General features: G+C 65.1%; 26 protein-coding genes, 1 tRNA gene and 2 pseudogenes. 14 read left to right on the plus strand and 15 right to left on the minus strand.

The annotated features are described in order from the left end of the window. Positions 1 to 78: 78 nt before the first annotated feature. Positions 79 to 735 (minus strand): TetR/AcrR family transcriptional regulator, encoded by a 657-nt coding sequence (locus ABIA40_RS28220; protein WP_404544464.1) that lies wholly within the window; start codon positions 733 to 735, stop codon positions 79 to 81. A 72-nt stretch (positions 736 to 807) separates the two neighbouring features. Between ABIA40_RS28220 and ABIA40_RS28225 the strand changes: the two genes are divergently transcribed. Next, the gene (locus ABIA40_RS28225; protein ID WP_404544467.1) at positions 808 to 1,749 is read left to right on the plus strand and encodes an SDR family NAD(P)-dependent oxidoreductase; all 942 of its coding nucleotides are present in this window, start codon (positions 808 to 810) and stop codon (positions 1,747 to 1,749) included. Between the two features lie 91 nt (positions 1,750 to 1,840). Here ABIA40_RS28225 and ABIA40_RS28230 read toward each other — a convergent pair whose 3' ends face one another. Together ABIA40_RS28230 and ABIA40_RS28235 are read right to left on the minus strand one after the other, a co-directional pair. Continuing rightward, entirely contained in the window at positions 1,841 to 3,397 is a 1,557-nt protein-coding gene (locus tag ABIA40_RS28230; RefSeq protein WP_271539665.1) for a long-chain fatty acid--CoA ligase, read from the minus strand. After that, complete coding sequence (locus ABIA40_RS28235) at positions 3,394 to 4,122, minus strand: TetR/AcrR family transcriptional regulator (protein ID WP_271539667.1); 729 nt, start codon at positions 4,120 to 4,122, stop codon at positions 3,394 to 3,396. The genes ABIA40_RS28230 and ABIA40_RS28235 overlap by 4 nt, the downstream gene beginning before the upstream one ends. Before the next feature lie 88 nt (positions 4,123 to 4,210). Between ABIA40_RS28235 and ABIA40_RS28240 the strand changes: the two genes are divergently transcribed. From ABIA40_RS28240 to ABIA40_RS28260, 5 genes are read left to right on the plus strand one after another with little or no spacing between them, the layout of a single operon-like run. Continuing rightward, a complete protein-coding gene (locus ABIA40_RS28240) occupies positions 4,211 to 5,392 on the plus strand; it encodes a lipid-transfer protein (RefSeq protein ID WP_271539669.1) in 1,182 nt (393 codons plus the stop codon). Positions 5,393 to 5,400: 8 nt separating this feature from the next. Beyond that, complete coding sequence (locus ABIA40_RS28245; RefSeq protein WP_404544471.1) at positions 5,401 to 5,856, plus strand: MaoC family dehydratase N-terminal domain-containing protein; 456 nt, start codon at positions 5,401 to 5,403, stop codon at positions 5,854 to 5,856. Further along, a complete protein-coding gene (locus ABIA40_RS28250; protein ID WP_271539673.1) occupies positions 5,853 to 6,263 on the plus strand; it encodes a MaoC family dehydratase in 411 nt (136 codons plus the stop codon). The genes ABIA40_RS28245 and ABIA40_RS28250 overlap by 4 nt, the downstream gene beginning before the upstream one ends. Before the next feature lie 20 nt (positions 6,264 to 6,283). Next, the gene (locus tag ABIA40_RS28255; protein WP_157285803.1) at positions 6,284 to 7,111 is read left to right on the plus strand and encodes an SDR family NAD(P)-dependent oxidoreductase; all 828 of its coding nucleotides are present in this window, start codon (positions 6,284 to 6,286) and stop codon (positions 7,109 to 7,111) included. Between the two features lie 13 nt (positions 7,112 to 7,124). Continuing rightward, positions 7,125 to 8,270, plus strand: coding sequence for an acyl-CoA dehydrogenase family protein (locus tag ABIA40_RS28260; protein ID WP_157285802.1), 1,146 nt, complete (start codon positions 7,125 to 7,127; stop codon positions 8,268 to 8,270). Positions 8,271 to 8,286: 16 nt separating this feature from the next. Here the strand turns inward: ABIA40_RS28260 and ABIA40_RS28265 are convergent, their stop codons facing one another. Further along, entirely contained in the window at positions 8,287 to 9,267 is a 981-nt protein-coding gene (locus ABIA40_RS28265; protein ID WP_157285801.1) for a helix-turn-helix domain-containing protein, read from the minus strand. A 161-nt stretch (positions 9,268 to 9,428) separates the two neighbouring features. Here ABIA40_RS28265 and ABIA40_RS28270 point away from each other — a divergent pair, with 161 nt between their 5' ends. Further along, positions 9,429 to 10,154 (plus strand): alpha/beta fold hydrolase, encoded by a 726-nt coding sequence (locus ABIA40_RS28270; protein ID WP_404544474.1) that lies wholly within the window; start codon positions 9,429 to 9,431, stop codon positions 10,152 to 10,154. Between the two features lie 40 nt (positions 10,155 to 10,194). On the opposite strand, the pseudogene ABIA40_RS28275 reads toward ABIA40_RS28270, so the two are convergent. The 3 genes and pseudogenes from ABIA40_RS28275 to ABIA40_RS28285 all read right to left on the minus strand — a co-directional run bounded on the left by ABIA40_RS28275 (position 10,195) and on the right by ABIA40_RS28285 (position 12,372). Beyond that, a pseudogene (locus tag ABIA40_RS28275) lies at positions 10,195 to 11,335 on the minus strand (amidohydrolase/deacetylase family metallohydrolase). 120 nt (positions 11,336 to 11,455) lie between these two features. Further along, a complete protein-coding gene (locus ABIA40_RS28280; RefSeq protein WP_404544476.1) occupies positions 11,456 to 12,178 on the minus strand; it encodes a DUF2569 family protein in 723 nt (240 codons plus the stop codon). 117 nt (positions 12,179 to 12,295) lie between these two features. Beyond that, positions 12,296 to 12,372 (minus strand) — tRNA-Arg (locus ABIA40_RS28285). 137 nt (positions 12,373 to 12,509) lie between these two features. Between ABIA40_RS28285 and ABIA40_RS28290 the strand changes: the two genes are divergently transcribed. Beyond that, positions 12,510 to 12,869 carry a VOC family protein gene (locus tag ABIA40_RS28290; RefSeq protein WP_036014526.1) on the plus strand — a complete coding sequence of 120 codons (360 nt, stop codon included), beginning with the start codon at positions 12,510 to 12,512 and terminating at the stop codon, positions 12,867 to 12,869. 9 nt (positions 12,870 to 12,878) lie between these two features. Here the strand turns inward: ABIA40_RS28290 and ABIA40_RS28295 are convergent, their stop codons facing one another. The 4 genes and pseudogenes from ABIA40_RS28295 to ABIA40_RS28310 all read right to left on the minus strand — a co-directional run bounded on the left by ABIA40_RS28295 (position 12,879) and on the right by ABIA40_RS28310 (position 16,459). Next, a complete protein-coding gene (locus tag ABIA40_RS28295; protein WP_404544479.1) occupies positions 12,879 to 13,835 on the minus strand; it encodes a tripartite tricarboxylate transporter substrate-binding protein in 957 nt (318 codons plus the stop codon). A gap of 47 nt (positions 13,836 to 13,882) precedes the next feature. Then, positions 13,883 to 14,254 (minus strand): cupin domain-containing protein, encoded by a 372-nt coding sequence (locus ABIA40_RS28300; protein WP_036042482.1) that lies wholly within the window; start codon positions 14,252 to 14,254, stop codon positions 13,883 to 13,885. 26 nt (positions 14,255 to 14,280) lie between these two features. After that, positions 14,281 to 14,920: pseudogene (locus ABIA40_RS28305) on the minus strand (RraA family protein). 21 nt (positions 14,921 to 14,941) lie between these two features. Next, on the minus strand, positions 14,942 to 16,459 hold the full coding sequence (locus ABIA40_RS28310; protein ID WP_404544481.1) for an AMP-binding protein: 1,518 nt from the start codon (positions 16,457 to 16,459) through the stop codon (positions 14,942 to 14,944). Between the two features lie 231 nt (positions 16,460 to 16,690). Between ABIA40_RS28310 and ABIA40_RS28315 the strand changes: the two genes are divergently transcribed. Further along, a complete protein-coding gene (locus tag ABIA40_RS28315; RefSeq protein ID WP_271539689.1) occupies positions 16,691 to 17,314 on the plus strand; it encodes a hypothetical protein in 624 nt (207 codons plus the stop codon). Between the two features lie 129 nt (positions 17,315 to 17,443). Here the strand turns inward: ABIA40_RS28315 and ABIA40_RS28320 are convergent, their stop codons facing one another. Together ABIA40_RS28320 and ABIA40_RS28325 are read right to left on the minus strand one after the other, a co-directional pair. After that, complete coding sequence (locus ABIA40_RS28320) at positions 17,444 to 17,659, minus strand: hypothetical protein (RefSeq protein WP_157285793.1); 216 nt, start codon at positions 17,657 to 17,659, stop codon at positions 17,444 to 17,446. A 20-nt stretch (positions 17,660 to 17,679) separates the two neighbouring features. Further along, complete coding sequence (locus ABIA40_RS28325; RefSeq protein ID WP_271539690.1) at positions 17,680 to 18,681, minus strand: 2-dehydropantoate 2-reductase; 1,002 nt, start codon at positions 18,679 to 18,681, stop codon at positions 17,680 to 17,682. 161 nt (positions 18,682 to 18,842) lie between these two features. Between ABIA40_RS28325 and ABIA40_RS28330 the strand changes: the two genes are divergently transcribed. Both ABIA40_RS28330 and ABIA40_RS28335 read left to right on the plus strand, forming a co-directional pair. Continuing rightward, positions 18,843 to 19,409, plus strand: coding sequence for a YidB family protein (locus ABIA40_RS28330; protein ID WP_271539691.1), 567 nt, complete (start codon positions 18,843 to 18,845; stop codon positions 19,407 to 19,409). A 27-nt stretch (positions 19,410 to 19,436) separates the two neighbouring features. Next, positions 19,437 to 19,709 (plus strand): GlsB/YeaQ/YmgE family stress response membrane protein, encoded by a 273-nt coding sequence (locus tag ABIA40_RS28335; RefSeq protein WP_370103030.1) that lies wholly within the window; start codon positions 19,437 to 19,439, stop codon positions 19,707 to 19,709. A 196-nt stretch (positions 19,710 to 19,905) separates the two neighbouring features. On the opposite strand, the gene ABIA40_RS28340 is transcribed toward ABIA40_RS28335, so the two are convergent. Next, positions 19,906 to 20,691, minus strand: coding sequence for an SDR family NAD(P)-dependent oxidoreductase (locus tag ABIA40_RS28340; RefSeq protein ID WP_109141716.1), 786 nt, complete (start codon positions 20,689 to 20,691; stop codon positions 19,906 to 19,908). Positions 20,692 to 20,937: 246 nt separating this feature from the next. Here ABIA40_RS28340 and ABIA40_RS28345 point away from each other — a divergent pair, with 246 nt between their 5' ends. The 3 genes from ABIA40_RS28345 to ABIA40_RS28355 are packed head-to-tail and all read left to right on the plus strand — an operon-like array spanning position 20,938 to position 24,010. Then, positions 20,938 to 22,002, plus strand: a complete 1,065-nt coding sequence (locus ABIA40_RS28345) for an acyl-CoA dehydrogenase family protein (RefSeq protein WP_271539692.1) — start codon at positions 20,938 to 20,940, stop codon at positions 22,000 to 22,002. A 17-nt stretch (positions 22,003 to 22,019) separates the two neighbouring features. Continuing rightward, complete coding sequence (locus tag ABIA40_RS28350; protein ID WP_271539693.1) at positions 22,020 to 23,180, plus strand: acyl-CoA dehydrogenase family protein; 1,161 nt, start codon at positions 22,020 to 22,022, stop codon at positions 23,178 to 23,180. Between the two features lie 17 nt (positions 23,181 to 23,197). Then, positions 23,198 to 24,010, plus strand: coding sequence for an enoyl-CoA hydratase/isomerase family protein (locus tag ABIA40_RS28355; protein ID WP_271539694.1), 813 nt, complete (start codon positions 23,198 to 23,200; stop codon positions 24,008 to 24,010). Between the two features lie 204 nt (positions 24,011 to 24,214). Here the strand turns inward: ABIA40_RS28355 and ABIA40_RS28360 are convergent, their stop codons facing one another. Continuing rightward, positions 24,215 to 24,961 carry a hypothetical protein gene (locus ABIA40_RS28360; protein WP_271539695.1) on the minus strand — a complete coding sequence of 249 codons (747 nt, stop codon included), beginning with the start codon at positions 24,959 to 24,961 and terminating at the stop codon, positions 24,215 to 24,217. Between the last annotated feature and the right edge of the window lies 1 nt (position 24,962).

Consider the following 24,962-nt stretch of genomic DNA (forward strand, 5'->3'; position numbering starts at 1 on the left):
TGAACGTCATCGCGCTTTAGGTTGTTGTTTGCGCATGATCTTTCCGGAAAACCGCTTCGCACTTTTCCGGATCATGCTCTAGCGACGCGTGCCGCTCGCGGGCCAGAGATAGTTCAGGACCTGATCGAGCGTCATCATGATCTCGCGGCGTCCGGCCTCGTTCTTCACAGAGCCGAATTTCTCCTCGAGCGCAAGCTTGGCAAAGCCGTGAACGGTTGACCAGGCCGCCGCAGCCGCCGTCTTCGCCTCCTTCGCGGTGCCGCCGGTCAGCTCGGCGACGACGACCTCGAACGCATGGCCGGCGGCCCTGCTCGCCTGCTTCAGGCGCGCATCGTCGGCAACCAGCCGCTTGTTGGCAAACATCATCTGAAAACGGCCGGGATGCCTCAACGCAAAATCGACATAGGCAAGCCCCTGGGCATGGAGCTTGTCGCGGACGCCCTGCTCGCCGGAGGCCGCCTCGCGCAAGGCGCCGGCAAGCGCGTCGTAGCCGCGGATCGCCACTTCGGTGAGAAGGCCCTGGGCGTTGCCGAAATGATGCGACGGCGCGGCCGGCGAAACGCCGGCGCGGCGTGCGGCTTCGCGCAGCGTGAAGGCTTCCGCACCCTGCTCGGCGAGAATGGCTTCGCTCGCGGCGATCAGCGCCTCCTGCAATTCGCCGTGATGGTATCCGACCTCCGGCTTTGGCCGGGTCGGAGCAGTGCTGCGCTTGGCGGCGGGGGCCCGTTTCTTCATGTAACTTGACACTGTTCAGATTGCAGCATATCTATCTTAACACTGTTCAGATTGAGCGGACCGGAGTTCGAAATGACCGAAATACAGAATATCACCGCGAGCAATCCCGTAAAGCGGCGTCATCTGGTCGGGAGCGCGGCCCTCGGCATGCTCGCAGGTGCCGTCGGCGGCCTCGCCGGCGGCGTGGCGCTCGGCCAGGGCGCAGCGCTGCCGCAGCAGAAGCCGAGCGGCAAGCAAAGGTTCGCGGGCAAGATCGTCATCGTCACGGGCGGCACCTCCGGAATCGGGCGGGCCGCAACGCTGATGTTCGCCGCCGAGGGCGGCCGGGTCGCCTTTTGCGGGCGCAACGCCGACCGTGGCAAGCAGGTGGAGACCGAGGTGCGCGCGTCCGGCGGCGAGGCCGTCTTCATTCGCGCCGACCTGCGCCACGAATCCGAGGTGAAGGCGCTGGTCGACACGACGATCGCGCGCTACGGACGGCTCGACGTCGCCTTCAACAATGCCGGCATCTCCATCGAGAAGCCGCTGCATGAATTTAGCGCGGCCGAATTCGACGACGTGATCGGCACGGATCTGCGCGGCGTGTTCCTGTCAATGAAGTACCAAATCCCGCACATGCTGGAGAAAGGCGGATCGATCGTCGTCACCTCCTCGTCGAACGCCATTGCGACCTCGGCCAAGCGCTCGGCCTATTCTGCGGCCAAGCGCGGACTGGTCGGCCTGGTGCAGGCCGCAGCACTCGACTACGCAAAGCATGGCATCCGCATCAACACCTTGATCCCCGGCACCACGGATACCCCGATGATCCGCCGGCTCGCCGGCATGGAGGGCCTGCCCGATGCCGCCTGGCACGTCGGCATCGCGCAATGGGCTAAATCCAACGTCCCGGGGTTGCAGCGCCTGGCGACGCCCGAGGAGATCGCGGCTTTTGCGCTGGTGCTCGCCTCAGACGATCATCCCTACACGACCGGCGGCCAGTTCGTGATCGACGGAGGCAAGACGGCTCATGGCTAGATCGGACGCAGCCTGAAAACACAATTCATGGCGATCCCGTGGGCGTACCTGCCGCCGTCCTCGGCGCCCAGGCAGTAACGCGCGGGAGCCGTCAGCTGACCCGCCGCTCCCGCCCCTCCCAGAACGGCCTGCGCAGCTCGCGCTTCAGCACCTTGCCGGCGCCGGACAACGGCAGCGGCGTCTCGGTGATCTCGATGCTGCGCGGACATTTGTAGCCGGCAATCAACGTCTTCGTGAACTCGATCAGCTCGCCGGTCGAAACCTCTACGCCGCTGCGTTTGACCACGACGGCATGGACCTGCTCTCCCCATTGCTCATTGGGAATTCCGATCACGGCGCATTGGAGCACCGACGGATGCTGGGCCAGCGCGTTCTCGACTTCGACCGAGTAAACGTTCTCGCCGCCCGAGATGATCATGTCCTTGACGCGGTCGACGACATAGATGAAGCCGTCTTCGTCCATGTAGCCGCCATCGCCCGTGTGCATCCAGCCGTCGACGACGGCGCGCGCGGTCTCCTCCGGCCGCTCCCAATAGCCCATCATCACGGTGTCGCCGCGCACCACGATCTCGCCGACGGCGCCCGCCGGCAGCGGCTGGTCGTTCTCGTCGACGATCCGCACCTCGCAACCGATCGTGGCGCGGCCGGCGCCGCGATGGCGCCCCTTTTTGCGCCCCTCCCCGACATGCTCGTCGGGGTGCAGCAGCGTCGCGATCGGCGACAATTCGGTCATGCCATAGGCCTGCGTGAAGCGCACATGCGGCAGTGCGCGCGCGGCACGGTCGAGCACCGCCTCGCTGATCGGCGAGGCCCCGTAAATGATGTTCTTCAGGGACGACAGGTCATATTTGCCGATCGCGGGGTGATCGACGAACATCTGGATCATCGTGGGCACCAGCAGCACGTCTGTGACGCGCTCGTTCTGCATCGCAGCCATCACGCCTTCGGGCGTGAAGCCCTGAACGATCACGTTCGAGCCGCCGGAGAGCAGCAGCGAATACATCGCCGCCCCGTTGGCAAGGTGAAACATCGGTGCCGCATGCAGATAGATCGCACTTGCCGGAAACAGGCCTTCGCCGAGTGCGTTGAGCGCATTGGCCATCAGATTCTGATGACCGAGCATCACGCCTTTGGAACGGCCGGTGGTGCCGCCGGTGTAGAAGATGCCGGCGAGATCATCGCCTTTGCGCATGGCGTCGGGCACCGGAGCGCTGCCCGCAACCAGATCCTCATAGCTCTCCATCCCCGCCGGCGCCTCGCCATCGTCGGCATAGATCAGCTTCAGCCCCGGAATGGCGCCGGCGAGCTGCGCACCGACCTGCGCAAAGGCCTTGTCGACCAGCAGAACGGAGGCACGGCAGTCGCGCAGCGCATCCTCGTTTTCCAAAGCGCTCCAGCGGATGTTGAGCGGCACGATCACGCCGCCCGCCCAGCCGGTCGCTAGATAGAGTTCGAGATAGCGGTCGGAATTGAAGGACAGCACTGCAACACGGTCGCCGTTCCCGACGCCGCGCGTGCGCAGGCCGCCGGCCAGCCGTGTAACGCGCTCGCCGAGCTCGCCCCAGCTGCGCCGCCGCTGGCCATAAACGGTCGCCAGCCCATTCGGATTGATCTGCAGCGCCCTGCGCAGTCCGTGCGTGATGTTCATCCCGTTCCTCCTCCCGTGCGTTTCTTCCCTGTTGCTTTGCGTCCTGAGTTGCGCCCTTGCGGCGCCCTCGGCGTCTTCCTTGCCATTTGCAGCCGAACCTCGGCCGCCAGGCCGTCCGTCAGCCGCACCGTGAACTCGTCGGCGATCGCGGTCGGCGACAGGTTGCCCTCCCGCCGATACCAATGGCCGATCCAATTGAGCGAACCCGCGATCGCGAAGGCTGCAAGCTTGGGATCGCAAGGCCTGATCGAACCGTCAGCAATGCCTGCAGTAATGTATCGCCGGAAGGTGGCGTCGATCCGCCTCTTGGCGGCGCGCGCGACGACGGCGTTCCGTTCCGCGAGGTCGCGTAGATCGAACCGCACCAGGCTCGCGCCGAAATCGGTCGCCATCAGTTCGGCATAGGCGCGGACCAGCTTGCGCAGCTTGGCGAGACCCGAACCACCACCGGCGTTGATCTCCGTGATCACGCCGTCGACGAGCTCGGCGCCCATCGACCAGCATTCGAACAGGATCTCGTCCTTGCCCCGGAAGTAGTTGTATAGCGCGGGCTTGGTGATGTTCAGCCGGTCCGCAACCTCGTTCAGCGTTACGCGATGATAGCCCTGCTCCAGGAACAGCTGCACGGCGGCACGCAGCACCGCCTCGCGCTTCTCGTCGCGGGCGCGGCGCCGGCTCTCGAACGGCAGCCAGGGCGAAGGCGATGACGGCGGAGCTGAATCCATGGTCGATCGGTTGACTCTGGTGGAGATCGGACGATATGTTACCCAGGGGTAAGAAAAAGTCCAACGGGTAATTTATTGGGAGGAAGCGATGTCTGACGTCGTCGTCGCCGGGGTCGGCATGATTCCGTTCGCCAAGCCGGGCGCCAGCGCGCCCTATCACGAGATGGGAACGGAAGCGGTCAAGCTCGCGCTCGCCGATGCCGGCCTCGGCTACGAGAAGATCGAGCAGGCCTATGTCGGATACGTCTATGGCGATTCCACCTGCGGGCAGCGCGCGCTCTACCCCGTCGGTATGACCGGCATCCCCATCGTCAACGTCAACAACAATTGCTCGACCGGATCGACCGCGCTGTTCATGGCGCGGCAAATGATCGCAAGCGGGGCGCTGGATTGCGTGCTGGCGGTTGGCTTCGAGCAGATGAAGCCCGGCGCGCTCGGCAGCGTCTACACCGATCGCCCGAGCGCGTTCGAGGACTTCGACGCCGCCGCGGACCGGCTGATCGACGCCCCCGGCATTCCGCTGGCGCTGCGCTATTTCGGCGGCGCCGGGCTCAGCCACATGAAGAAATACGGCACCCCGCTCGACGCCTTCGCCAAGGTGCGCGCCAAGGCGAGCCGTCACGCCAAGAACAATCCACTCGCACTCTTCCGCAAGGAAGTCAGCGCGGACGACGTCATGAACGATCAGGTGATCTGGCCGGGCGTGATGACGCGCCTGATGGCGTGCCCGCCGACCTGCGGCGGCGCCGCCGCCGTGCTGGTCTCCGAGCGGTTTGCCGACAAGCATGGCATCGGCAAAGAAGTACGCATCGCGGCGCAGGCCATGACAACCGACAAGCCCTCGACCTTCAAGGCAGGCGACATGATGCAGCTGGTCGGCTACGACATGGCCAAAGAGGCGGCAGGCCGAGTTTATGAAAGCGCCGGCATCGGGCCTGACGATCTCGATGTCGTCGAACTGCACGACTGCTTCGCCCATAACGAGCTCATCACCTACGAGGCGCTCGGCCTCTGCGGCGAGGGTGAAGCCGGCAAGTTCATCAATGACGGCGACAATACCTATGGCGGCCGGATCGTGACCAATCCGTCCGGCGGATTGCTGTCCAAGGGACATCCGCTCGGCGCCACCGGGCTTGCGCAGTGCTACGAGCTGACGCGGCAGCTGCGCGGCACGGCAGGCTCCACGCAAGTCGAGGGTGCGAAGGTCGCGCTCCAGCACAATCTGGGCCTCGGCGGCGCCTGCGTCGTCACGCTCTACAAGCGGCACTGATATCGGCCATGGTCGACCAGTCCGCCGTAGGGCGCAGCTTCACGCCGGTCACCGCGCGCGTAGAGCCCGGCCGTCTCCGCTACTTCCTCAACACGCTGGGTGAACAGAATCCGGTCTACCGCAATGCGGATGCCGCGCGAGCGGCTGGATTCGCTGGCACCCCAGTGCCGCCGACCTATCTGTTCTGCCTGGAGATGATGGACGTCGACGACCCATTCGAGATGTTCAGCACGCTCGGCATTGATCTCGCCCGCGTGCTGCATGGCGAGCAGAGCTTCGCCTATCATGCGCCGGTTCTGGTCGGCGACACCCTGACGTTTCGGCCGCGCGTAACCAGCGTAACGGACAAGAAGGGTGGCGCGATGACGCTGATCGGCATCCGATGCGAGGTGACCAACCAGGACGGCGTGCATGTCGCCGATACCGCGCGGACCATCGTCGTCCGCAACGAGGTGACGTCATGACGGCGTCCGGAGACATCAAGGCCGGCGACCGCATCGTCCACAAGGTCTTTCCGCCGATCACCCGCCACACGCTCGCGCTCTATTGCGGCGCATCGGGCGACCACAACCCGATTCACGTCGACATCGACTTCGCCAAGGCGGCCGGATTTCCGGATGTGTTCGTCCACGGCATGCTGGTGATGGCCTGTCTCGGGCAGGCGCTGACGGATGTGGTGCCGCCCTCGAAGCTCCGCACCTTTACGACCCGGTTCGTCTCGATAACTCAGCTCGGCGCCAAGCTCACTTGCGAAGGCACCGTGACCGAGCTCTTCGCCGAGGATGGCGAGGATCGCGCAAGGCTCGCGCTCGCCACCAGGGACGATCGCGGCGAGCTCAAGCTCGAAGGCAGCGCCGTCGTCGCGCTCTGACAGCAAGAGGACTCATCCAGATGACAAAACTGCAGGGAAAGGTCGCGCTCGTCACCGGCTCGGGCCGCGGCATCGGGCGCGCGATCGCGCTCAAGCTCGCGCGCGAAGGCGCCAGGGTGGTCGTCAACGATCTCGATGCCGAGCCTGGCAATGCCGTGGTGGCGGAGATCAAGGCGATGGGCGGCGACGCCACTGCCGTGAACGGCAGCGTCTCGGAAGCGGGTTTCGCCGATCGCTTCGTCGGCGCCGCGCTGGACAAGTTCGGCGGGCTCGACATCATCGTCAACAATGCCGGCTACACCTGGGACTCCACCATCCAGAAGATGACCGACGAGCAGTTCCAAGCCATGCTCGACGTCCACCTCGTCGCGCCGTTCCGGATCCTGCGCGCGGCCGCCGAGCCGATCCGCGTCTTCGCCAGGAAGGAGGCCGAAGAGGGACGCGAGGTGTTCCGCAAGGTCGTGAACATCTCCTCCATCGCAGGTCTCTACGGCAATGCCGGGCAGGCCAGCTATTCCTCGGCCAAGGCTTCGCTGATCGGATTGACCCGAACCATGTGCAAGGAGTGGGGCCGCTACAAGGTCAACGTCAATTGCGTCGCCTTTGGCCTCATCAACACCCGCCTGACCCAGCCGATCGAGGCGCAGCAGAAGACCATCGACGTCGCCGGCCGGGACATCAAAGTCGGCGTGCAGCCGCACATGCTGGAAGCCATGTCGCGCATGATCCCGCTCGGCCGCGGCGGTACGCCGGAAGAGGCGGCCGACGCCGTCTATCTGTTCTGCAGTCCGGAATCCAACTATATCAGCGGCCAGGTGGTCGTCGCCGGCGGCGGCCTGATTGTCTAAGAGCGAGGCGCTGATGCATTATCGATCCTCCTGGATGACCGAAGAGCTCGACGTCTTCCGCGACCAGTTCCGCAAATATCTCGCCAAGGACCTGGCGCCCCATGCCGAGAAATGGCGCGAGCAGAAAATGGTCGACCGCTTCGCCTGGCGCGGGCTAGGCGAGATGGGCGCGCTGCTGGCGAGCGTGCCGGAGGAATATGGCGGCCTGGGCGCGACCTTCGCCTATGACGCCGCCGTGCTCGATGATCTCGAGAGCACGGTGCCGGAGCTGACCACCGGCGTCTCCGTGCACAGCGCCATCGTCGCGCATTACATTCTCAACTACGGCTCGGAGGAGCAGAAGAAACGCTGGCTGCCGAAGATGGCGTCCGGCGAGATGGTCGGCGCAATCGCCATGACCGAGCCGGGCACCGGGTCGGACCTGCAAGCCGTGAAAACCACGGCGAAGAAGCAGGGCAATTCCTACGTCATCAATGGCCAGAAGACCTTCATCACGAATGGCCAGGCCGCCGATCTCGTCATCGTGGTCGCGCGCACGGGCGAGGCTGGTGCCAAGGGCATTTCGCTGATCGTGGTCGAGACCGCGGGCGCGGACGGCTACAAGCGCGGGCGCAACCTCGACAAGATCGGCCTGCATGCCTCCGACACCTCGGAGCTGTTCTTCGACAACGTGACGGTGCCGCCGGAAAACCTGCTCGGCAAGGAGGAGGGCCAGGGTTTTGTCCAGTTGATGCAGCAATTGCCGCAGGAACGCCTTGCGCTCGCGGTCGGCGCCGTCGCCTCGATGGAGCGCGCGGTCAAGCTCACCACCGACTACACCAAGGAGCGGAAGGCATTCGGCAAGCCGCTGATGGATTTCCAGAACACCGCCTTCACGCTGGCCGAGCGCAAGACCGAGGCGATGATCGCGCGCGTCTTCGTCGACTGGTGCATCGAGCGCCTGATCGCCAAGGACCTCGACACCGTGACGGCCTCGATGGCGAAATATTGGTGCTCGGAGAAGCAGGTCGAGACCGCCGACGAATGCCTGCAGCTGTTCGGCGGCTACGGCTACATGCAGGAATACCCGATCTCGCGCATCTTCATCGATTCCCGCATCCAGAAGATCTATGGCGGCACCAACGAGATCATGAAGCTCCTGATCGCCAGATCCTTGTAGATCAGGTCGCTGTCGATCACCGCGCGCGCCAGTCGCGCGGCCGGCAGCCGAAGCGCTGCTTGAAGCGGCGGGTGAAGTGGGACAGGTCCGAGAAGCCCCAATCAAAGGCGATCGAGCCGATCGCCTGGCCCGCCTTCGCGGGATCGCTCAGGTCGCGCGCCGCGCCGTCCAACCTGCGGTCCATGACGTAGTCCGAGAATGTGGTACCCGCGCGCTCAAACAATTTGTGCACGTAGCGCTCGCTGATACCGATGGCACGTGCGACGTCCGCAACCGCGAGGCGCTGCTCGGAGAGGCGTTCATGCACGGCGCGGCGGAGCGCGAGCGCGGTCGCATCGGCAAAGCTGGCGGCTTCGGCCGTCTGCGCACGCGAGCGGCGCGACAGGCTCAGCGCAACGAGGTCGAGCAGCACGCCGAACAGCCTGACGGCTTCGCCTTCGGTCATCCGCAGCGCGCCGGCATTCAGAGACCGCGCGGTCTCGACGATGAGATGGCCGACGAAGGGATCGTCGGACACGCGCTCCACCTTGAAGTCGAACGACGGTGGCAGCCGATCACGCAGCTCGCGCGAAGGCACCCAGAAGGATGCAACCTGCAGCGTCGGGCCGCGATCATGCAGCAAGGTCACTTCCCGGTCGCTGTCGCAGATGCCGACCTGGCCGCGCGACAGGCTGACGTCACAGCCGCCCTGGACCATGCGGCAGCGGCCGGCGAGCTTGAAGTTCAGATAGAAGCAGCTTTCGGTCGACGCAGCGATATCCGCGCGCGAGCGAAGCACGGTGTGCTCGGGAAAGACCACGCGGTTGATGGCACCGCTGCCGATCTTGATCGCCTCGACCTTGGCCGGAAACCGCGAGGTGGTCGCCGATTCCGGCGTCAGGTTCATGAAGGCCTGGCAGATCGCTTCGCGATAGTAGGAGAACTGCTCCTCGGGCCGCGTCTCGCCGGTGTCCCAGACCAGATGACGGGGCCGGCTTTCGGAATTGAGCTGCTCCATCAGTTCGCTCCAGGACCAATCCGGTTCAGCGTCAGACAAGCGCGCAACGCGCCCAGCGGTTCAGTATGGCGGCAACAACGACGTCGACCGGTGTTCAGCCGGCAAATCCAGACAAGGTCATCGCCGCGCCGATCTAAGCAGTCTTCCAAGGGAGCCACAATATGTCGACCTACGTTCTCGTCCATGGCGCCTGGCACACAGGTGCCGAGCTCGAGCCGGTCGCCGCGCCGATCCGCGCCGCCGGCCATCAGGTCCATACCCCCACCATCAAGGGCAACCGTACGGGCGATGCCAAGACGACCGGGTTGAAGGAAGCGATCCAATCGATCGCCGACTACCTCGCCGAGAACGATCTGAAGGACGTCGTCCTGCTCGGCCATTCCTATGGCGGCATGGTCATCACCGGCGTTGCCGATCTCGCGCCCGAGCGCATCCGCCGCCTGGTCTATTGGAATGCCTTCGTGCCCAACGACGGCGAATGCCTCAACGACATGGTGCCGCCGCACTATATCGGGCTGTTCGACGCCATCGCGGCCGAGCGCGGCGACGGCTCGGTGGTGCTGCCGTTCCCGGTCTGGCGCGAGGCCTTCATCAACGATGCCGATCTGGAGACGGCGCAGCGCGCCTACGAGGTTCTCAATCCGCATCCGCTGGCGACCTTCACCGACAAGATCACGCTGAAGACCAATCCGGCCGAGATGCCGCTGGCCAAATCCTACATCAACTGCACCGAAGACGTCGCGCTGCCGCACAGCCATGGCTGGCATCCGCGCCTGTCGGAGAAGCTCGGCCTGTTTCGCCTGGTGCAGGTCGCGGGAAGCCACGAGCTGTGCTTCTCGGACCCCGCGCGGCTCGCCAAGGCGATCATGGAGGCGGGACGCGATTGACGAAACGTCCCTCGACGGCGCTCCCGGTCCATGAGCGCCGTCAATTCGGATGCCACCAACGCCCGCCGATAACGACGCCTTCGGACGCGATCTTGCGATCGCCGATCAGGTGCTCGCCGACGACGTCCTCGTAGTCGAACTGGCCCTGCCGCACCGAGATCAACGTGGCGTCGCCGACGCTGCCCCGGCTTGAGGCTGCCGAGCTCGGGACGCCGCAGCGCCATCGCCGCGTTCACCGTCGATGCCGCGATCACATCCGACAGCTCCATGCCCATGCACAGGAACTTCGACATGGTCGTGACCTGGTCGTAGGCCGGGCCGTCGATGCAGAGCTGATGGATGTCGGAGGAGATGGTGTCCGGATAGAAGCCGTTGGCGAGCATGGCGCGCGCGGTCTTGAACGCGAACGAGCCCTTGCCATGGCCGATGTCGAACAGCACGCCGCGCTCGCGCGCCTCGAGCACCGCCTTCTTCACCGTGCCTTGCGCCGTCGCCGGGGTGTTCGGGAATGGACGGAAGGCATGGGTCAACACGTCGCCGGGCCGCAGGCGGGCCAGCACCTCCTCGTAGCTCGGCGGCGGATGATCGATATGCGCCATCAGCGGCATGCCGACCTCGTTCGCGACCTCGAGCGCGATGTCGAGCGGCACCGCGCCCGACGTGCCCGACGAATGCAGGCCCACGCGCACCTTGATGCCGACGACGAGATCGCGGTTGGCATCGGCCACTTCGGCCGCCTCGATCGGATTCATCAAGCGCAGCTCCTCGCTCTCGCCGACCATGATCCGGTGCGAGAAGCCGAAGATGCCGGCATGCGAGACGTGCAAATAGGCGAGGATGCGGACCTGGCTCGGCTCGATCACATGCTTGCGGAAGCCGGCGAAATTGCCCGGGCCAGCGCTGCCGGTATCCACCGCCGTGGTGACGCCGGAGAGGCGGCAGAACTCCTCGGCATCGATGCCGAGCGAGGTGCCGCCCCAATAGACATGGGTGTGCAGATCGATCAGCCCCGGCGACACGATGAATTGCGAAACGTCGCGCACCTCCGTGCCCGGATCCGCCTTGAGCCCTGTGCCAACAGCGGCAACCTTGCCGTTCGAAAATGCGACATCCGTCACGGCATCGAGCTTCTGCGAGGGGTCAATGACCCTTCCGCCGCGAAGGATCAGGTCAAAAGGCATCATGGTCTCCAGATAGGCAAGCATGGACCGGCCAGAAAGTGCTCTTTCAGGCCTGGTCGCCTCTGCTAGCAATTTTCGCACCAGCGACGCAAATCAACTGCGGCCGGTGCCCGGTGGGTCTTATCTCGTGAACGTATTCGCGACTCTTCGGGAGCGAAGGACGTAAATGACCCAGATGGTGGCGCTGATCGCAGCGACGAATGTCTGTCCGATCTGTAGAGGTTCGATGATGAAAAAATCGCTGAAGGGTCGGTTCAGCGCTGCGGAGAAGAACGACGCCACACAGAGAAGGTCGACGAGAGGCATGAGCACCGCGCAGATCATTTGCAGGATGAAGAAGGTCGGAAATTTTCGGGAATGACTGAACAGGAGCACCGCTGTCCAGATCGCGAGCCCGATCAGCGCAACGTTCATCGCAATCTCGCTCCAGAACACGGTCGAAAATTGCATCCATAGGTCGGCGCGGATCGACTGCACATATTGCGCGGTATTGACGACTAGGCGCACGATGCCGATCATTTGGCCGAACGCCAGAAGCCCGAGCCAGCCGCTGACGCCGGTCATCTCTGGCTGGACGTCCTTGAATGAAGCGGCGTCTTCCGCGGGAGCCGCCGCCTCGCGAATGACCTCAACCGACGGCGATGCTGGGCTTGGCGGCGGCGATTGAAGGAGCTGCTGCGTGATCTCGTGCACCTCCCCGGCCGGCTTCCAATTCTCGAAGCCGTGCCGCCAGACCAGCACACGGCGAGGATCGGCGATACTAGCGAGGAGCGGAAGGAGTTCAGAAATCGAAAACGGGCCGCGCCGCTGCCCGCCCTCAGCGTAGTACCATAAATCCGCCATGCAAAGGCCCCTGCACCCGCCGTGTTTTAGCCGGCTATCGGCACACGTCACAGTGGAATAACGCTTGGGAGGAATACCGGCGTTGCGTGCCCTTGGCGCGCGCAAACGCGCGGAAAATGGCGATCCCGGGAAGACTCGAACTTCCGACCTACGGTTTAGGAAACCGCCGCTCTATCCGGCTGAGCTACGGGACCGCGGAACCCGTGGGTGCGGGCTCGGCCCCCTCATAGCAGAGCAAAATGCGGTTCGCCAGCCGTCAGGCGGGCGAGATCCATCGTCAACCTGAACGGGGCGGCTATACTTCCAGGCCCCTCCCAACGGAGCAGCTCACATGATCGAAAGCATCAGCGCCATCACGCTCGGCACGCATGACATGGGGCGCGCCGTGCACTTCTACCGGTCGCTGGGGTTCGAGCTCTTGTATGGTGGAGAAGCCGCCGCATTCACGAGCTTTCGCGTCGGCCCCGGTTATCTAAACCTGACGGCACAGCCGGACGACAAGCGCTGGTCCTGGTGGGGCCGCGTCATCTTCCATGTCGCCGATGTCGACGCAACCTATGAGCAGGCGCGCGCCGCGGGATGGCAGCCGTCGACCACGCCCCGTGATGCCGAATGGGGTGAGCGCTACTTCCATCTCACCGACCCCGACGGCCATGAGCTTAGTTTCGCACGTCCCCTTCGTCGGGCATGACGGGGGGCCTCACGCCCTGATATTGTTGTCCTTCACCACCTTGCCCCAAATGGCGACCTGCTTGTCGAAGAAGGTCTTGAAGGCGGCGCCGTCCTCGAGCAGCAGCGTCATGTGTTGCGTCTCCTTCAGCTGGGCGGCGGTCGCGGGCTCGCTCAGGATCTCCTTGGATGCCGCCGCGAAGGCTGCAACGACGTCCGGCGGCGTGCCCGCGGGCGCGAAGATGCCCCACCAGGCCAGCGTCTCGAAGTCCGGGAAGCCGGCCTCGATCGCGGTCTGAGTATCAGGCAGGGCCGGCAGCCGCTCGCGGCCGAGCTGCAGGATCGGACGCAGCATGTTGGTGCCGAGCTGGGCGGCGACCAGCGCCGCCGATCCCGCGATGAGATCGACATGGCCGCCGAGCACGTCGTTCATGGCCGGCCCGCCGCCGCGATAAGGCACGTGCATGATCTCGACGCCGGCCTTGCTGCCGAGCACGGTCATGGCGAGATGGCCGAGCGTGCCGATGCCGACCGAGGCGTATTTCACCGCGCCGGGGCTCGCCTTGCAGGCGGCGACCACGTCGGCGAAGGTCTTGTAGGGGCGGCCGGCGCCGGCCGCGATCACGTAAGGCGCGGTGCCGATCAGCAGCACCGGTATCAGCTCGCGCTCGACATCGACCGGCGGCTTGTCGAGGATCGACGGGATCACCGCGTGGGAATCGAACGTCACCAGGAAGGTCGAGCCGTCGGCCGGGCTCTTGGCGACCTGCGCCGCGCCGAGCGCACCGGCCGCGCCCGATTTGTTCTCGACCACCACGATGCGCCCAAGCTTGGTCTGCAGGTTCGTCTGCAGCAGCCGCGCCATGGCGTCGGTCGATCCGCCCGGCGGGAACGGCACCACCAGCGTGATTTTACCGGCCTGCGCCATCGCCGGCGTCAATGCGAGAATAGCCGGCGCGGCCAGCAGCGCCCGTCGTGTGATCGTCATGGTCCCCTCCCTTTATGTGTAGCGCTTTGCTTTTTTGCTTTTGAGCGCTAGGTCGTGCCGAAGCCTGACCCTGCTTTTCTGTATTCTGGCCGAGGCGGACTGAAGATGTCCAGTACGCGGGCGCCGTCCGGGCCGGCGCGCATGGTGTGCGGCACGTTCCCGGGCGTGCGCCAGAAATCGCCCTTCTTCACCGGGATTTCCTCGTCGCCCTGGACGCGGATGGCGGAGCCGTCGAGCAGCACGCCCCACTGCTCCTCGGGGTGATGATGCAGCGTGCCTTGCGCATGCGGGGCCAGCGTCACCACCGACAGCATCGCCTGCTCGCCGGAGAAGATGCGCGTGGTCACGCCGGCGGCAAGCTCGCGGAAGAGTCCGTCGCTGGCATCATCGAGATTGTGAAATTCTTCCTTCTGGCTCACGCCATCCTCCCTTCACGCTCCTCTGATCAGGACTTGCCGTAGGCGCCCTGGTAACGGCCCTCGCGGATCGCCTTCAGCGTCTCCTCCTCGCGCGCGACCTGGACGCGCACCGCTTCCAACAGGGCGGCCGCGCCGGCAACGGGAAACGACACCACGCCGTCCTCGTCGCCGACGACGATGTCGCCGGGCGCAATCACGCTGCCGCCGATCGTCACCGGCACGTTGATCTCGCCGGGGCCGTTCTTGTAGGGACCGCGATGGATCACTGCGCGGGCGTAGCAGGGGAAGTCGTCGGCCCCGAATGCTGCGACGTCGCGGATCGCGCCGTCGATGACATAGCCTTCGGCTTTGCGCGATTGCGCGATGTTCTTCATGATCTCACCGATCAGCGCGCGCGTCTCGTCGCCGCCGCCGTCGACCACGATGACGTCGCCGGGCCCGACCAGATCCAGCGCGCGGTGGATCGCGAGATTGTCGCCGGGACGGGTGCGCACGGTGAAGGCCGTGCCCACCAGCTTGCCGCCGCGATGATAGGGCCTCAGCCCCACTGCACCGGGCAGCCGGGCGAGATTGTCCGAGATCACCGGAGGTCGGCGCGTCCCTGAACCCCTCGATGATGTCGGCCGGCGGCTTCGGCACGCTGCTCGCTGCGATGGTGATGGTCATGTCAATCCTTCCTTGCTTGTCTCATTCGGCATGGGCCTGCGCCTTCGATGGCAAGATCCGGAAGGCGCGCCCCTCCTTCATCCACGCCGCACGCTCGTCGCGCAACAGGGTGCGGCGAACTTTTCCGGAATCGTCGCGCGGTGGGGCGCCGACGAATTCGAAGCTTTCGGGATGCTTATAGCGGCTGAGCCGGTCCTTGAGAAAATCCGCCATGCCGTCGGCAATGGCCTGCCCGTCGGCATCGGGCTCCGGCTCGATGATGGCATGCACACGCTGGCCCAATTCCGGATCGGGCAAGCCGACCACGACGCAGGAGCGCACGCCAGGAGCCTCGGACACCGCGGCCTCGACCTCGGCCGGATAGATGTTGGCGCCGCCGCGCAGCACCATGTCGGCGAGGCGGTCGCCGAGATAGAGATAGCCTTCGGCGTCCAGCCGGCCGATATCGCCCAGCGATTCCCAGCCGTCGGCGCGGCGCTTCGGCTCGGCGCCGAGATAATGGTAGGTGGCGTCCTTGCCGTCGTTGTTGAGGAAATAGATCTCGCCGGTCTCACCAGGCGCGACGTCGTTGCCGTCCTCGCCGATGATGCGAAGCTTCGCCATGTCGCCGATCTTGCCGACCGAACCCTTGTGCGTCAGCCATTCGGTGCCAGAGATGATGCAGGCGCCCTGCCGCTCGGTGCCGCCATAGAGCTCCCAAATCCGCTCGGGTCCGAGCCAGCCGATCCAGTTCTCCTTCAGCCACGGCGGCATCGGCGCAGCCATGTGGAAGACCGTCTGCAGGCTCGACAGATCGTAAGAGTTGCGCACGCTCGCAGGCAGCGCCCAGATCCGGTGCATCATGGTCGGCACGAAATTGACCCATTGCACGCGCTCGCGTTCGATCTGCCGCAGCGTCTCCTCGGCGTCGAACCTGGTCAGGCCCGTGAGCTTGCCGCCGACGAACAGCGCATAATGCGACACGATGAACGGCGCGTTGTGGTAGAGCGGACCGGGATTGAGCAGCGATACGCCGAACGGAATATTGAGCGGCGGCGCAGCCGCGGTATCGGTCACGGCCGGCTGGTGATCGAGGATCACCTTGGGTCGGCCGGTCGAGCCGCCTGAGGTCATCGCCTTCCAATATCGCGCCACCGGCGGCGCCAGCGGCCCATCCGAAAATCCTTCCGGCATGAAGTCGGCGGGCAACCGGTTGGGCGCATTCCAGTCGGCCTCGCCGCCGACCACCAGCGCAGGCTTGAGAATATCGAGCACGGCGGCGGCTTCGCCGCGCGGCAGCCGCCAGGACAGCGAGGTCGGCGTCGCGCCGCATTTCCACACAGCAAAGGAGGTCTCGAAGAACGCGTTGCCGTTCGGCAATCCGATCGCGACGAAATCGCCGGGCTTGACGCCCTTGGCCATGAATGCCCGCGCGCGGCGGTTGGCGCCGCGCTCGAGCTCGTCCCAGGTCAGCGTGTCCTGCCCGTGACGGATCGCAATCGTGCCGTGTGGTTTGCGTTCCGCGTACCAGCGCGGCACATCGGAGAGCGGCAGCAACATCAAGCGTTTCCATTTCGTGTTCTTGGCGTCGCCATGGAGGTGAGGCGCTCGCAGTTGAAGTGTATCAGCCTCGCGGCAGGGCGCTGTGACTCTCACGCCACGTCAAGCACAAAATGTCAGCATTGCAGCCATGAATTTCCCGGGTTCCATGGGTGACAAGCCGGCAAGAAAGGGGCAAAAATCCGGCTCGACTCAGTTCGGGTTGCGCCTTGCAGGGAATGCTCTCTTAGAATGTCGGCCGTGGTCACATCGCATCGCGCGGCGTTGCTTCTCGTTGCCGCAGCAGGATTTTTCCTGCTGGCGCAGGGGCGTGCCGAGGCGCAATGGTGGAAACGCGCACCTGTCGATTTCGAGGAATGCGCCGACGTCGCCGAGAAGGCCGCGACCAAGGCGGAGAAAACGGCGGCCCTTGCCGATTGCAACGCCAAGTTTGCCGGCCGCCGCAAGCCGGGTGGCGGCTATTCCTATTACGATTTCCTCCAGGATCGCACCTTCGACATCGCCGGTCCCAATCCGACGCCGGAGGAGCAGAAGAAGATCGACGAAGCCTATACGGCCTATCTCGCCAACCAGCGCCGCAGCAACGAAGCGGCCCAGGCTATCGCCCGGCAGCAGCGCGAACAGCAGGAGCAACAGTTGCAGCAGCTGCAGCAGGTCGCGCTGCGGACCGAAGTCGCGCGCGTGCCGGTGCCGGTCGAGCGGCCGAAGGTGCAGCAAGCCGCGGGCGCGAAGCCGAAGGCTGCACCTTGCGCCAAGGGCTCGTTCTCCTGCGAATGGCCGCGGCTGTCGGAGAGCTTGAACGACCTGAAGAAGCTGTTCAACCCGACCCCGAGCAAGCCCGCGAAGAAGGGGTGAATCGGCACCCGTCATTGCGAGATGACGTAGGGTGGGCAAAGGCGCAAGGCGCCGTGCCCACCATTCATTCGCGATCGAGAGAATTGGTGGGCACGCTTCGCTTTGCCCACCCTACGAGAGCGTCGCGCCTTAGTTCGTGTGCTTCTTCTTGCCGCGCTTCGATTTGACCTTCGGCACATCCACCGGCGCTGTTACCATCGGCGAAGCACCCAACTGCGACCGGCTCTCCTGCAATCGCCTGTCATATCCAGGTGAGTTCATCACCGTCGGCGGCCTCGCATAGGCGAGCGTCGATGTGCCGCAGAAGGCGGTCAGCGCGAGCCCGATCACAAGACCACATTTCATCGCGCTCCTCCTTTCGGGCGCTACCCCCGAATCTGCTGCGGCGTCATACGGAGCGGACCGTTGCCTGCCGCCTCGGCTTCCTTGATCAGCGCAACAATGCGGCGCATCAGCGGCACGGCAACATGGTTCCGCTCGGCGAGCGCGATGACCGCGCCTTGCAGATAGTCGATCTCGGTCTTGCGGCCCTGCTTCAGATCCTGCCACATCGAGGAGCGCGCCTCGGGATCGATCTTCATGGTCCGGCCCAGGATTGCACCGAAGATCGCATCCGGCAGCCGCAGCAGGGTTGGAGACCAGCTCATCGGGATCGGCGTCGACGACACCGGCACGATGTGGGCGGCCTTCAGCACGGCCAGCCCTTCGGCCATCTGGTCGGCGAACAGCCTGCGCCAGTCGCGGCTGGCCAGTTGCGCGGCAAGCGGCATGTCCGACAGCGCGCTGAGCGCGTTGTTGAGGTTGATGATCAGCTTGCCCCATTGCACGCCGGTGATGTCGCCGCTCGCGCGCATCGTGAGGCCGGCGACCGAGAGCTTCCCGGCCGTGTTCTCCGCATCCTCGCCAACATGAATGTCGCCGGAGGTCGAGCGGTGGAAGCGGCCCTCGCCCATCGCGATCACGTTGAACGGCACCATGCCGGCCAGCACGGACCGGCCGCCCAGCCGCTCGCGCAGCACAGCGACATTGCCGACGCCGTTCTGAAGCGAGACGATGACGGCATCCTCAGGCGCATGCTGCGCGATCTGCTCGGCGACAGCAGCGGTATCGGCGCTTTTCACCGTCACCAGCACGATGCCGGCGCTGTGGAAGATCGAGGGATCCTCCGACAGCGCCAGTTGACCCGCGCCGAGCTTGTTCTCGGAGCCGTCGAAATCAGTCAGAAGCAAGCCGAACCGCTCGATCTCGGTCTTTACCCGCGGCCGCACCAGGAGCGCGACGCGGCGGCCGCTGGCGGCCAGCATGCCGCCGACGAAACAGCCGATGGCGCCGGCGCCGGCCACAACGATCGGTCGATCCGCAATCACCGAGCTCACTCCCTGAATGACCGGCCTTCGATAGCAGAGCCGAGCCCGACAACCAATCGCGGCGCATCCGACTTGTAACGGTCATGAGTGCCCCATATCTTCTCGCCCCGGGGGCAGTCAGCGGCGAGCGCTCGCCGAACGAGACGCCAAAGGAGAGCACCATGGGTCTACTCGACGTCCTCAACGGCATGCAGAACGGCCCGCGCGACCAGAGCACACCGAGCTCCGAGAAATCCTCCGGCGGCATGTCGCCGATGACCATGGCGCTGCTCGGCCTGCTCGCCTGGAAAGCATTCAAGCATTTCACCGGCAACCAGTCCGGCTCAGCGCCCCAACCGTTGCCGACACCCGCGCCTCCGCCCGTGAACGTAGGTCAGGGCGGCGGTCTGAACGACATGCTCAAGGGCGGCCTCGGCGGCCTGCTCGCCGGCGGTGCGGCCGGCAGCATTCTGAGCGGCGGGCTTGGCGATCTCCTCAACCAGCTCCAGCAAAGCGGACACGGTGATGCCGCCAATTCCTGGGTCGGCAAGGGCGAGAACAAGCCAATCGCGCCGGGCGATCTCGCCAGCGCACTCGGCGCCGACCAGATCGAGAGCCTGTCCGCCCAGAGCGGCCTGTCGCGCGAAGAGCTGCTCTCCGGCCTCAGCCAGTATCTGCCGCAGGTGGTCGACCATTTGACGCCGGACGGACGGCTGCCGACCGAGAATGAACTCTCGGATCGGGTCTGATCGGTTCAAAGAGAGGGGAGCACTATCATGAGCATGGGCGGCCTGTTTTGGATCATCCTGGTCGGCTTCATTGCCGGGCTCATCGCGCGCTGGCTGTCGCCGGGGCCGAACAATCCGAGCGGCTTCATCCTCACCACCATCCTCGGCATTGCCGGCGCGTTTCTGGCCACCTGGATCGGCCAGGCCATCGGCCATTACAGCCCCGACCAGGGCGCCGGCTTCATCACCGCAACCATCGGCGCAGTGGTGGTGCTGTTCATCTGGAATCGGCTGGTGGCGAGCGGCGTGATCAAGGGGTGACCACTGCCGCCACAACTCCACTGTCGTCCCGGACAAGCGAAGCGCAGATCCGGGACCCATAGCCACAGGCAGGAGTTTGGCGAAGACTCGGCGTGACCAGAGTCGCGCAACCACTCCTCCCTGTGGTTATGGATCCCCGCCCCACGTGCGCAATTGCGCACTAGGCGGGGATTACAGCGGAAATTGGAGCGCGAGCTCACGTAATCAAATGCATCCCCGCATCCATGCGCACGACCTCGCCGGTCATGTTGCTGGAGGCCGGCGTCGCCAGGAAGCAGACGAGCTGGGCGATGTCCTCCGCGGATGATGCGACCTTCAGCGGCACTTTCGCCACGACGCTGTCGCGCACCTGCTTGGCCTGCGCCTCGCCGCGGCCCTTGGTGAACCAGGGCGTGTCGATATAGCCGGGGCAGACCGTGTTGACGCGGATCAGCGGCGCCAGCGCGCGCGACAGCGACAGCGTCATGGTGTTGAGTGCACCCTTGCTCGCGGCGTACGCAATCGACGAGCCGACGCCGCTGATGCCGGCGACCGAGGAGACGTTCACGACCGCAGATGGCCGCCCCGAAGCCTTGGCGGCGGCTTCGAGCAAGCTGCGCGCCGCGCGCACCATCTGGAACGGGCCGATGGTGTTGACGCCATAGACCCGCTGGAAATCTTCCGCCGACAGACCGTCGAGATCGGCGTGAGCCACATGCTTGGTGGTGCCGGCATTGTTGACCAGGATGTCGAGCCGGCCCCAGCCGCTCGCCGCCGCGACGATCTTGCGGCAATCCTCATCCTTGGAGACGTCGCCCTGCGCAACCAGCACCTCCGCAGCGCCGGCCTTGCGGCAGGTCTCGGCCGTCGCCTCGGCTTCCTTCTGGCTCGACGAATAGTTGATGACGAGCCGCGCCCCACTGCGGGCGAGAATCTCCGCAGTCGCTGCACCCAGCCCGGATGCGGACCCCGTCACGATTGCGCACAAGCCGTCTTTTGCCATCCGGATTTCCTTCCCCTGTATCTGGTGTGGCGTCCTGTTTAGCGAGTTTGCCGCGCCCTGCAAATCGAGCAAACTCCGCTAAGCGGAATTAGCATTTCCTGAAGCCTGGCCCTATGCCGGCGCCGCAGATGGACCTGCGATCAACGCTTGTCAGGGCCATGGCTTTTTCCGATCATCGGGCGCAAGAAGAGACTGCGCACTGGCCGATCAGACCGGACGCGCCAATGGCAAGATACGGGGAACGCTGTGGCGGAGAGTGACAATATCGTCGTCGAGACCGCGGAGAAGATCTTCGCCGATCTCGCCGATCCGCAAACCATCAACAACGACAAGAAGAATTCCTGGCAGGCGCCGCTGTGGCAGGCGCTGAGCGAAGCCGGCCTGCCGCTGTCCTGGGTGCCGGACGATCTCGGCGGCTCGGGCGCGAGCCTCGCCGACGGCTTTGCGCTGCTGAACGCCGCCGGCCGTTTCGCAGTCGCGGTGCCGCTGGCCGAGACCATGCTGGCGGGATGGCTGCTGGCACAGGCGAAGATCGCTTCCCCCGAAGGCGAGATGACGATCGTGCCGGCGTCCCCGAAGGACCGTATCACCCTCGATGCCGACGGTGCGCTCTCCGGTCGCGCGCGCGGCGTGCCCTTTGCAAAAGCAGCGAAGCATTTTGCGGTCCTGGCACACGGCAAGGACGGTGCTTCCATTGCCCTGATCGACGCGGCCAAGGCGCGGATCGAGGCCGGGCTCAATGTCGGCTACGACCACAGCGATACCGTCATGCTCGACAAGGTCCAGCCCGTCGCCATCAAGCCCGCGCCGAAGGGCTTTGAGCAGACCCATCTTATGCTGATGGGCGGCGTCGCGCGTAGCCTCCAGATCGCCGGCACCCTCGAATCCATGCTCGACATTTCCGTGCGCTATTCCAACGAGCGCGTCGCCTTCGAGAAGAAGATCTCGAAATTCCAGGCGGTGCAGCACAATCTCGCCCGCCTCGCCGGCGAATCCGCCGCGGCGCTTGCGGCGGCGACGTCCGCCGCCGACGCCATCGCCAATGCAAGATCGTTCAACGACGAGATCTATCTCGAAGCCGCCTCGGCAAAGATCCGCTGCGCGGAAGCTGCCGAGAAGGGCGGCGGCATCGCGCATCAAGTCCATGGCGCGATCGGCTTCACCATGGAGCACATCCTGCACCGCTATTCGCTGCGCGCGCTGGCCTGGCGCGACGATTTCGGCTCGGAAAGCTACTGGGCCGTCGAACTCGGCAAGCTCGTGGCAAATCGCGGCGCCGACGAATTGTGGCCGCTCGTGGCATCGCGCTGATCAGGGGACGAGACACAATGACCGCTGCCCTCCGCTTCGATCCGATCCGCCTGCCGGAGAAATGCGAGCAATTGCGCAAGGAAGTGCGCGCCTTCCTCGCCGAGGAAATCGCCGCCGGCACTTTCGATCCGCACAAGCCCAATCGCGAGGACACCGACGCGCCGGAATTTTCCCGCCGGGTCGGCGCCAAGGGTTGGCTCGGCATGACCTGGCCGAAAAAGTATGGCGGCCAGGAACGCTCCTTCCTCGAGCGCTACGTAGTGACCGAGGAGATGCGCGTCGCCAATGCGCCGACGCGGCGCTTCTTTGTCGCCGACCGCCAGAGCGGGCCGGTGCTTTTGAAATACGCGCCCGAGCACATCAAGATGGACATCCTGCCGCGGATCTGCCGCGGCGAGGTCTGCTTTGCCATCGGCATGAGCGAGCCGAACTCGGGCTCCGATTTGTTCGCGGCGAAGACGCGCGCGACCAAGACCGAGGGCGGCTATCTCATCAACGGCACCAAGATCTGGACCTCGTCGGCGCATATCGCCGACTACATGATCGCGATCTTCCGGACCTCGCCGCCGACCAAGGAGAACCGCCGCCACGGCTTGACCCAGTTCCTGGTCAAGATGAAGCAGCCGGGCATCAAGGTGAACCCGATCGGCCAGATCACCGGCCAGTACGAGTTCAACGAGGTCGTCTTCACCGATCACTTCATTCCCGATGATCATGTGCTCGGCGAAGTCGACGGCGCCTGGAAGCAGGCGACGAGCGAGCTCGCTTATGAACGCTCGGGTCCCGAGCGCTTTCTCGAAACCTATTACGTGCTGACCGAGCTGGTCCGCGCGGTCGGCCCCAACCCGGACACGCGTAGCGCCGAGGGCATCGGCCGCCTGGTCGCACAGCTTCACACCATGCGGCGCATGTCGGTCTCGGTCGCCGGCATGCTGGAAGCCGGCAAGGAGCCGGTGGTCGAAGCGTCCATCGTCAAGGACATCGGCACGGTCTGGGAGCAGCAGCTGCCGCATCGCGTGCGCGATCTCGCTGCCTTCGTCGAGGAGACCGCGACCAACCGCGAGACCTTGGAGCGACAGCTCGACTTCGCGATCAAGACCGCGCCGAAACTCACCATCCAGGGCGGCACCACCGAGGTGCTGCGCGGCATCATCGCCCGCGGATTGGGTCTGCGCTAATTCAATCGAGGATCATCATGAGCACCTATCAAGATATCGGCGTCGAGAAGGTCGGGCATGTCGGCACCATCGAGATCCGCCGTCCGCCTCTCAACTTCTTCGACATCTCGCTGATCAACCAGATCGCGGACGCGCTCGACGAGTTCGACCGCGAAATCGAGATTCGTGCGTCCGTGCTCTCCGCGCAGGGCAAGGCGTTTTGCGCTGGCGCCAATTTCGGCGATCCAGCGCGGCAGGCGCAGGAGGCGCGCGAGGCCGAGAAGAAAGGCGATCCCGCCGACAGTCTCGGCCCGATCAACCATCTTTACATCCAGGCCGTGCGCATCTTCCGCGCCAAGAAGCCGATCGTTGCTGCCGTGCAGGGCGCGGCCATCGGTGGCGGACTCGGTCTCGCGGTCTCCGCCGATTTCCGTGTCACCTGTCCCGAAGCGCGCTTCTCCGCAAACTTCACCAAGCTCGGCTTCCACCCCGGCTTCGGCCTGACCGTGACGCTGCCGGAGCTGATCGGCAAGAACAACGCCGAGCTGATGTTCTACACCAGCCGCCGCGTCACCGGCGAGGAGGCCTACAAATGGGGCCTCGCCAACGAGCTGGTGCCGCAGGACCAGGTCAAGGCGGCCGCGATGAAGCTCGCCGCCGAGATCGCCGAATGCTCCCCGCTCGGCCTGCTCTCCACCCGCGCCACGATGCGCAATGGCCTCGCCGACCGTGTGATGGCCGCGACCAATCACGAGCTCGCCGAACAGACGCGCCTGCGCGCGACGGAGGATTTCAAGGAAGGCGTGAAGGCGACGGAAGAGCGCCGCGCGGCGAATTTTAAGGGAAGGTGAGCGTCGCGATGCCGTAGCGTGGGTCAAAGGCGTGCGAGCGCCGTGCCCACCGTCGTGTCTCCAATGAAAGAGTGCGTGGGCACGCTTCGCTTTGCCCACCCTACTCTTCTGCGTTAGACGGTTCGTGGGGATGGAAACCCATCACCCGTCTCGCGGCTACGCAGCGATCCATCCCCTCCCACAAGGGGAGAGAGTTCAGGGCGATCAACTCACCCGGAACGTCACTCCGCCCAGCAAGAACTCGTTGCCTGCGACCGCGAGCCCCTTCGCCTTGGCGGCATGCAGCACTTGCGCCACGTCAGTCACCCGAAACTCCAGCGCGCTCATGATCTCGCTGGCGCCCTTCACGAAGCGGAAGGTCGCGTTGGGCAGCTTCAGTTCGGCGCCTTCAGGCGCGATGCCGATGATCCTGCCCCAATGCTCTGCCAGCCCTTGCGGATCCGGGCTCTGCATCTCCACCGCCGTCAGCGCCTCGGTCACATCCTTGCGGATGAATTTCTGCCAGTCCGGTCCCGCCGGCGGATAGGCGCCCAGAACGTCGTCGCTGCCTGCGGTGTGATTGAACTCGATGAAGGCAGCACGGCAATCGCGGGGGTGGAGCTGGACGCCGTGATATGGCGCGTGGTCGATGACGTTGGCGGTGCGCACGCCGAGCGCATTGGCGTTGCGGCCGCGCTCGTCCGGATCGTCGCAGCAGAAGATCGCCATGTAGCCGCCGCGGCCGCCGGTCTTTTCGATGAAGCGGCCGGCCGTGGTGCCGTCCTTGAACGGCGCGACCACCTCCAGCAGGATCGTGTCGACCGGGAGCAGCGCGTTCTCCAGGCCGTATTTGGCGACATTGCCGTCGCGGTAGCAGACCGCGAGGCCCATGATCCGCCCGATATCCGTGATGACGGGCTCGAGTTGCGGCGCGACCAGGCAGATCTGACGCAGCCGGACATAGGGCGCCATG

Origin of the sequence: Bradyrhizobium sp. USDA 223, from assembly GCF_044909005.1 — a bacterium.
Classification (GTDB): domain Bacteria; phylum Pseudomonadota; class Alphaproteobacteria; order Rhizobiales; family Xanthobacteraceae; genus Bradyrhizobium; species Bradyrhizobium yuanmingense.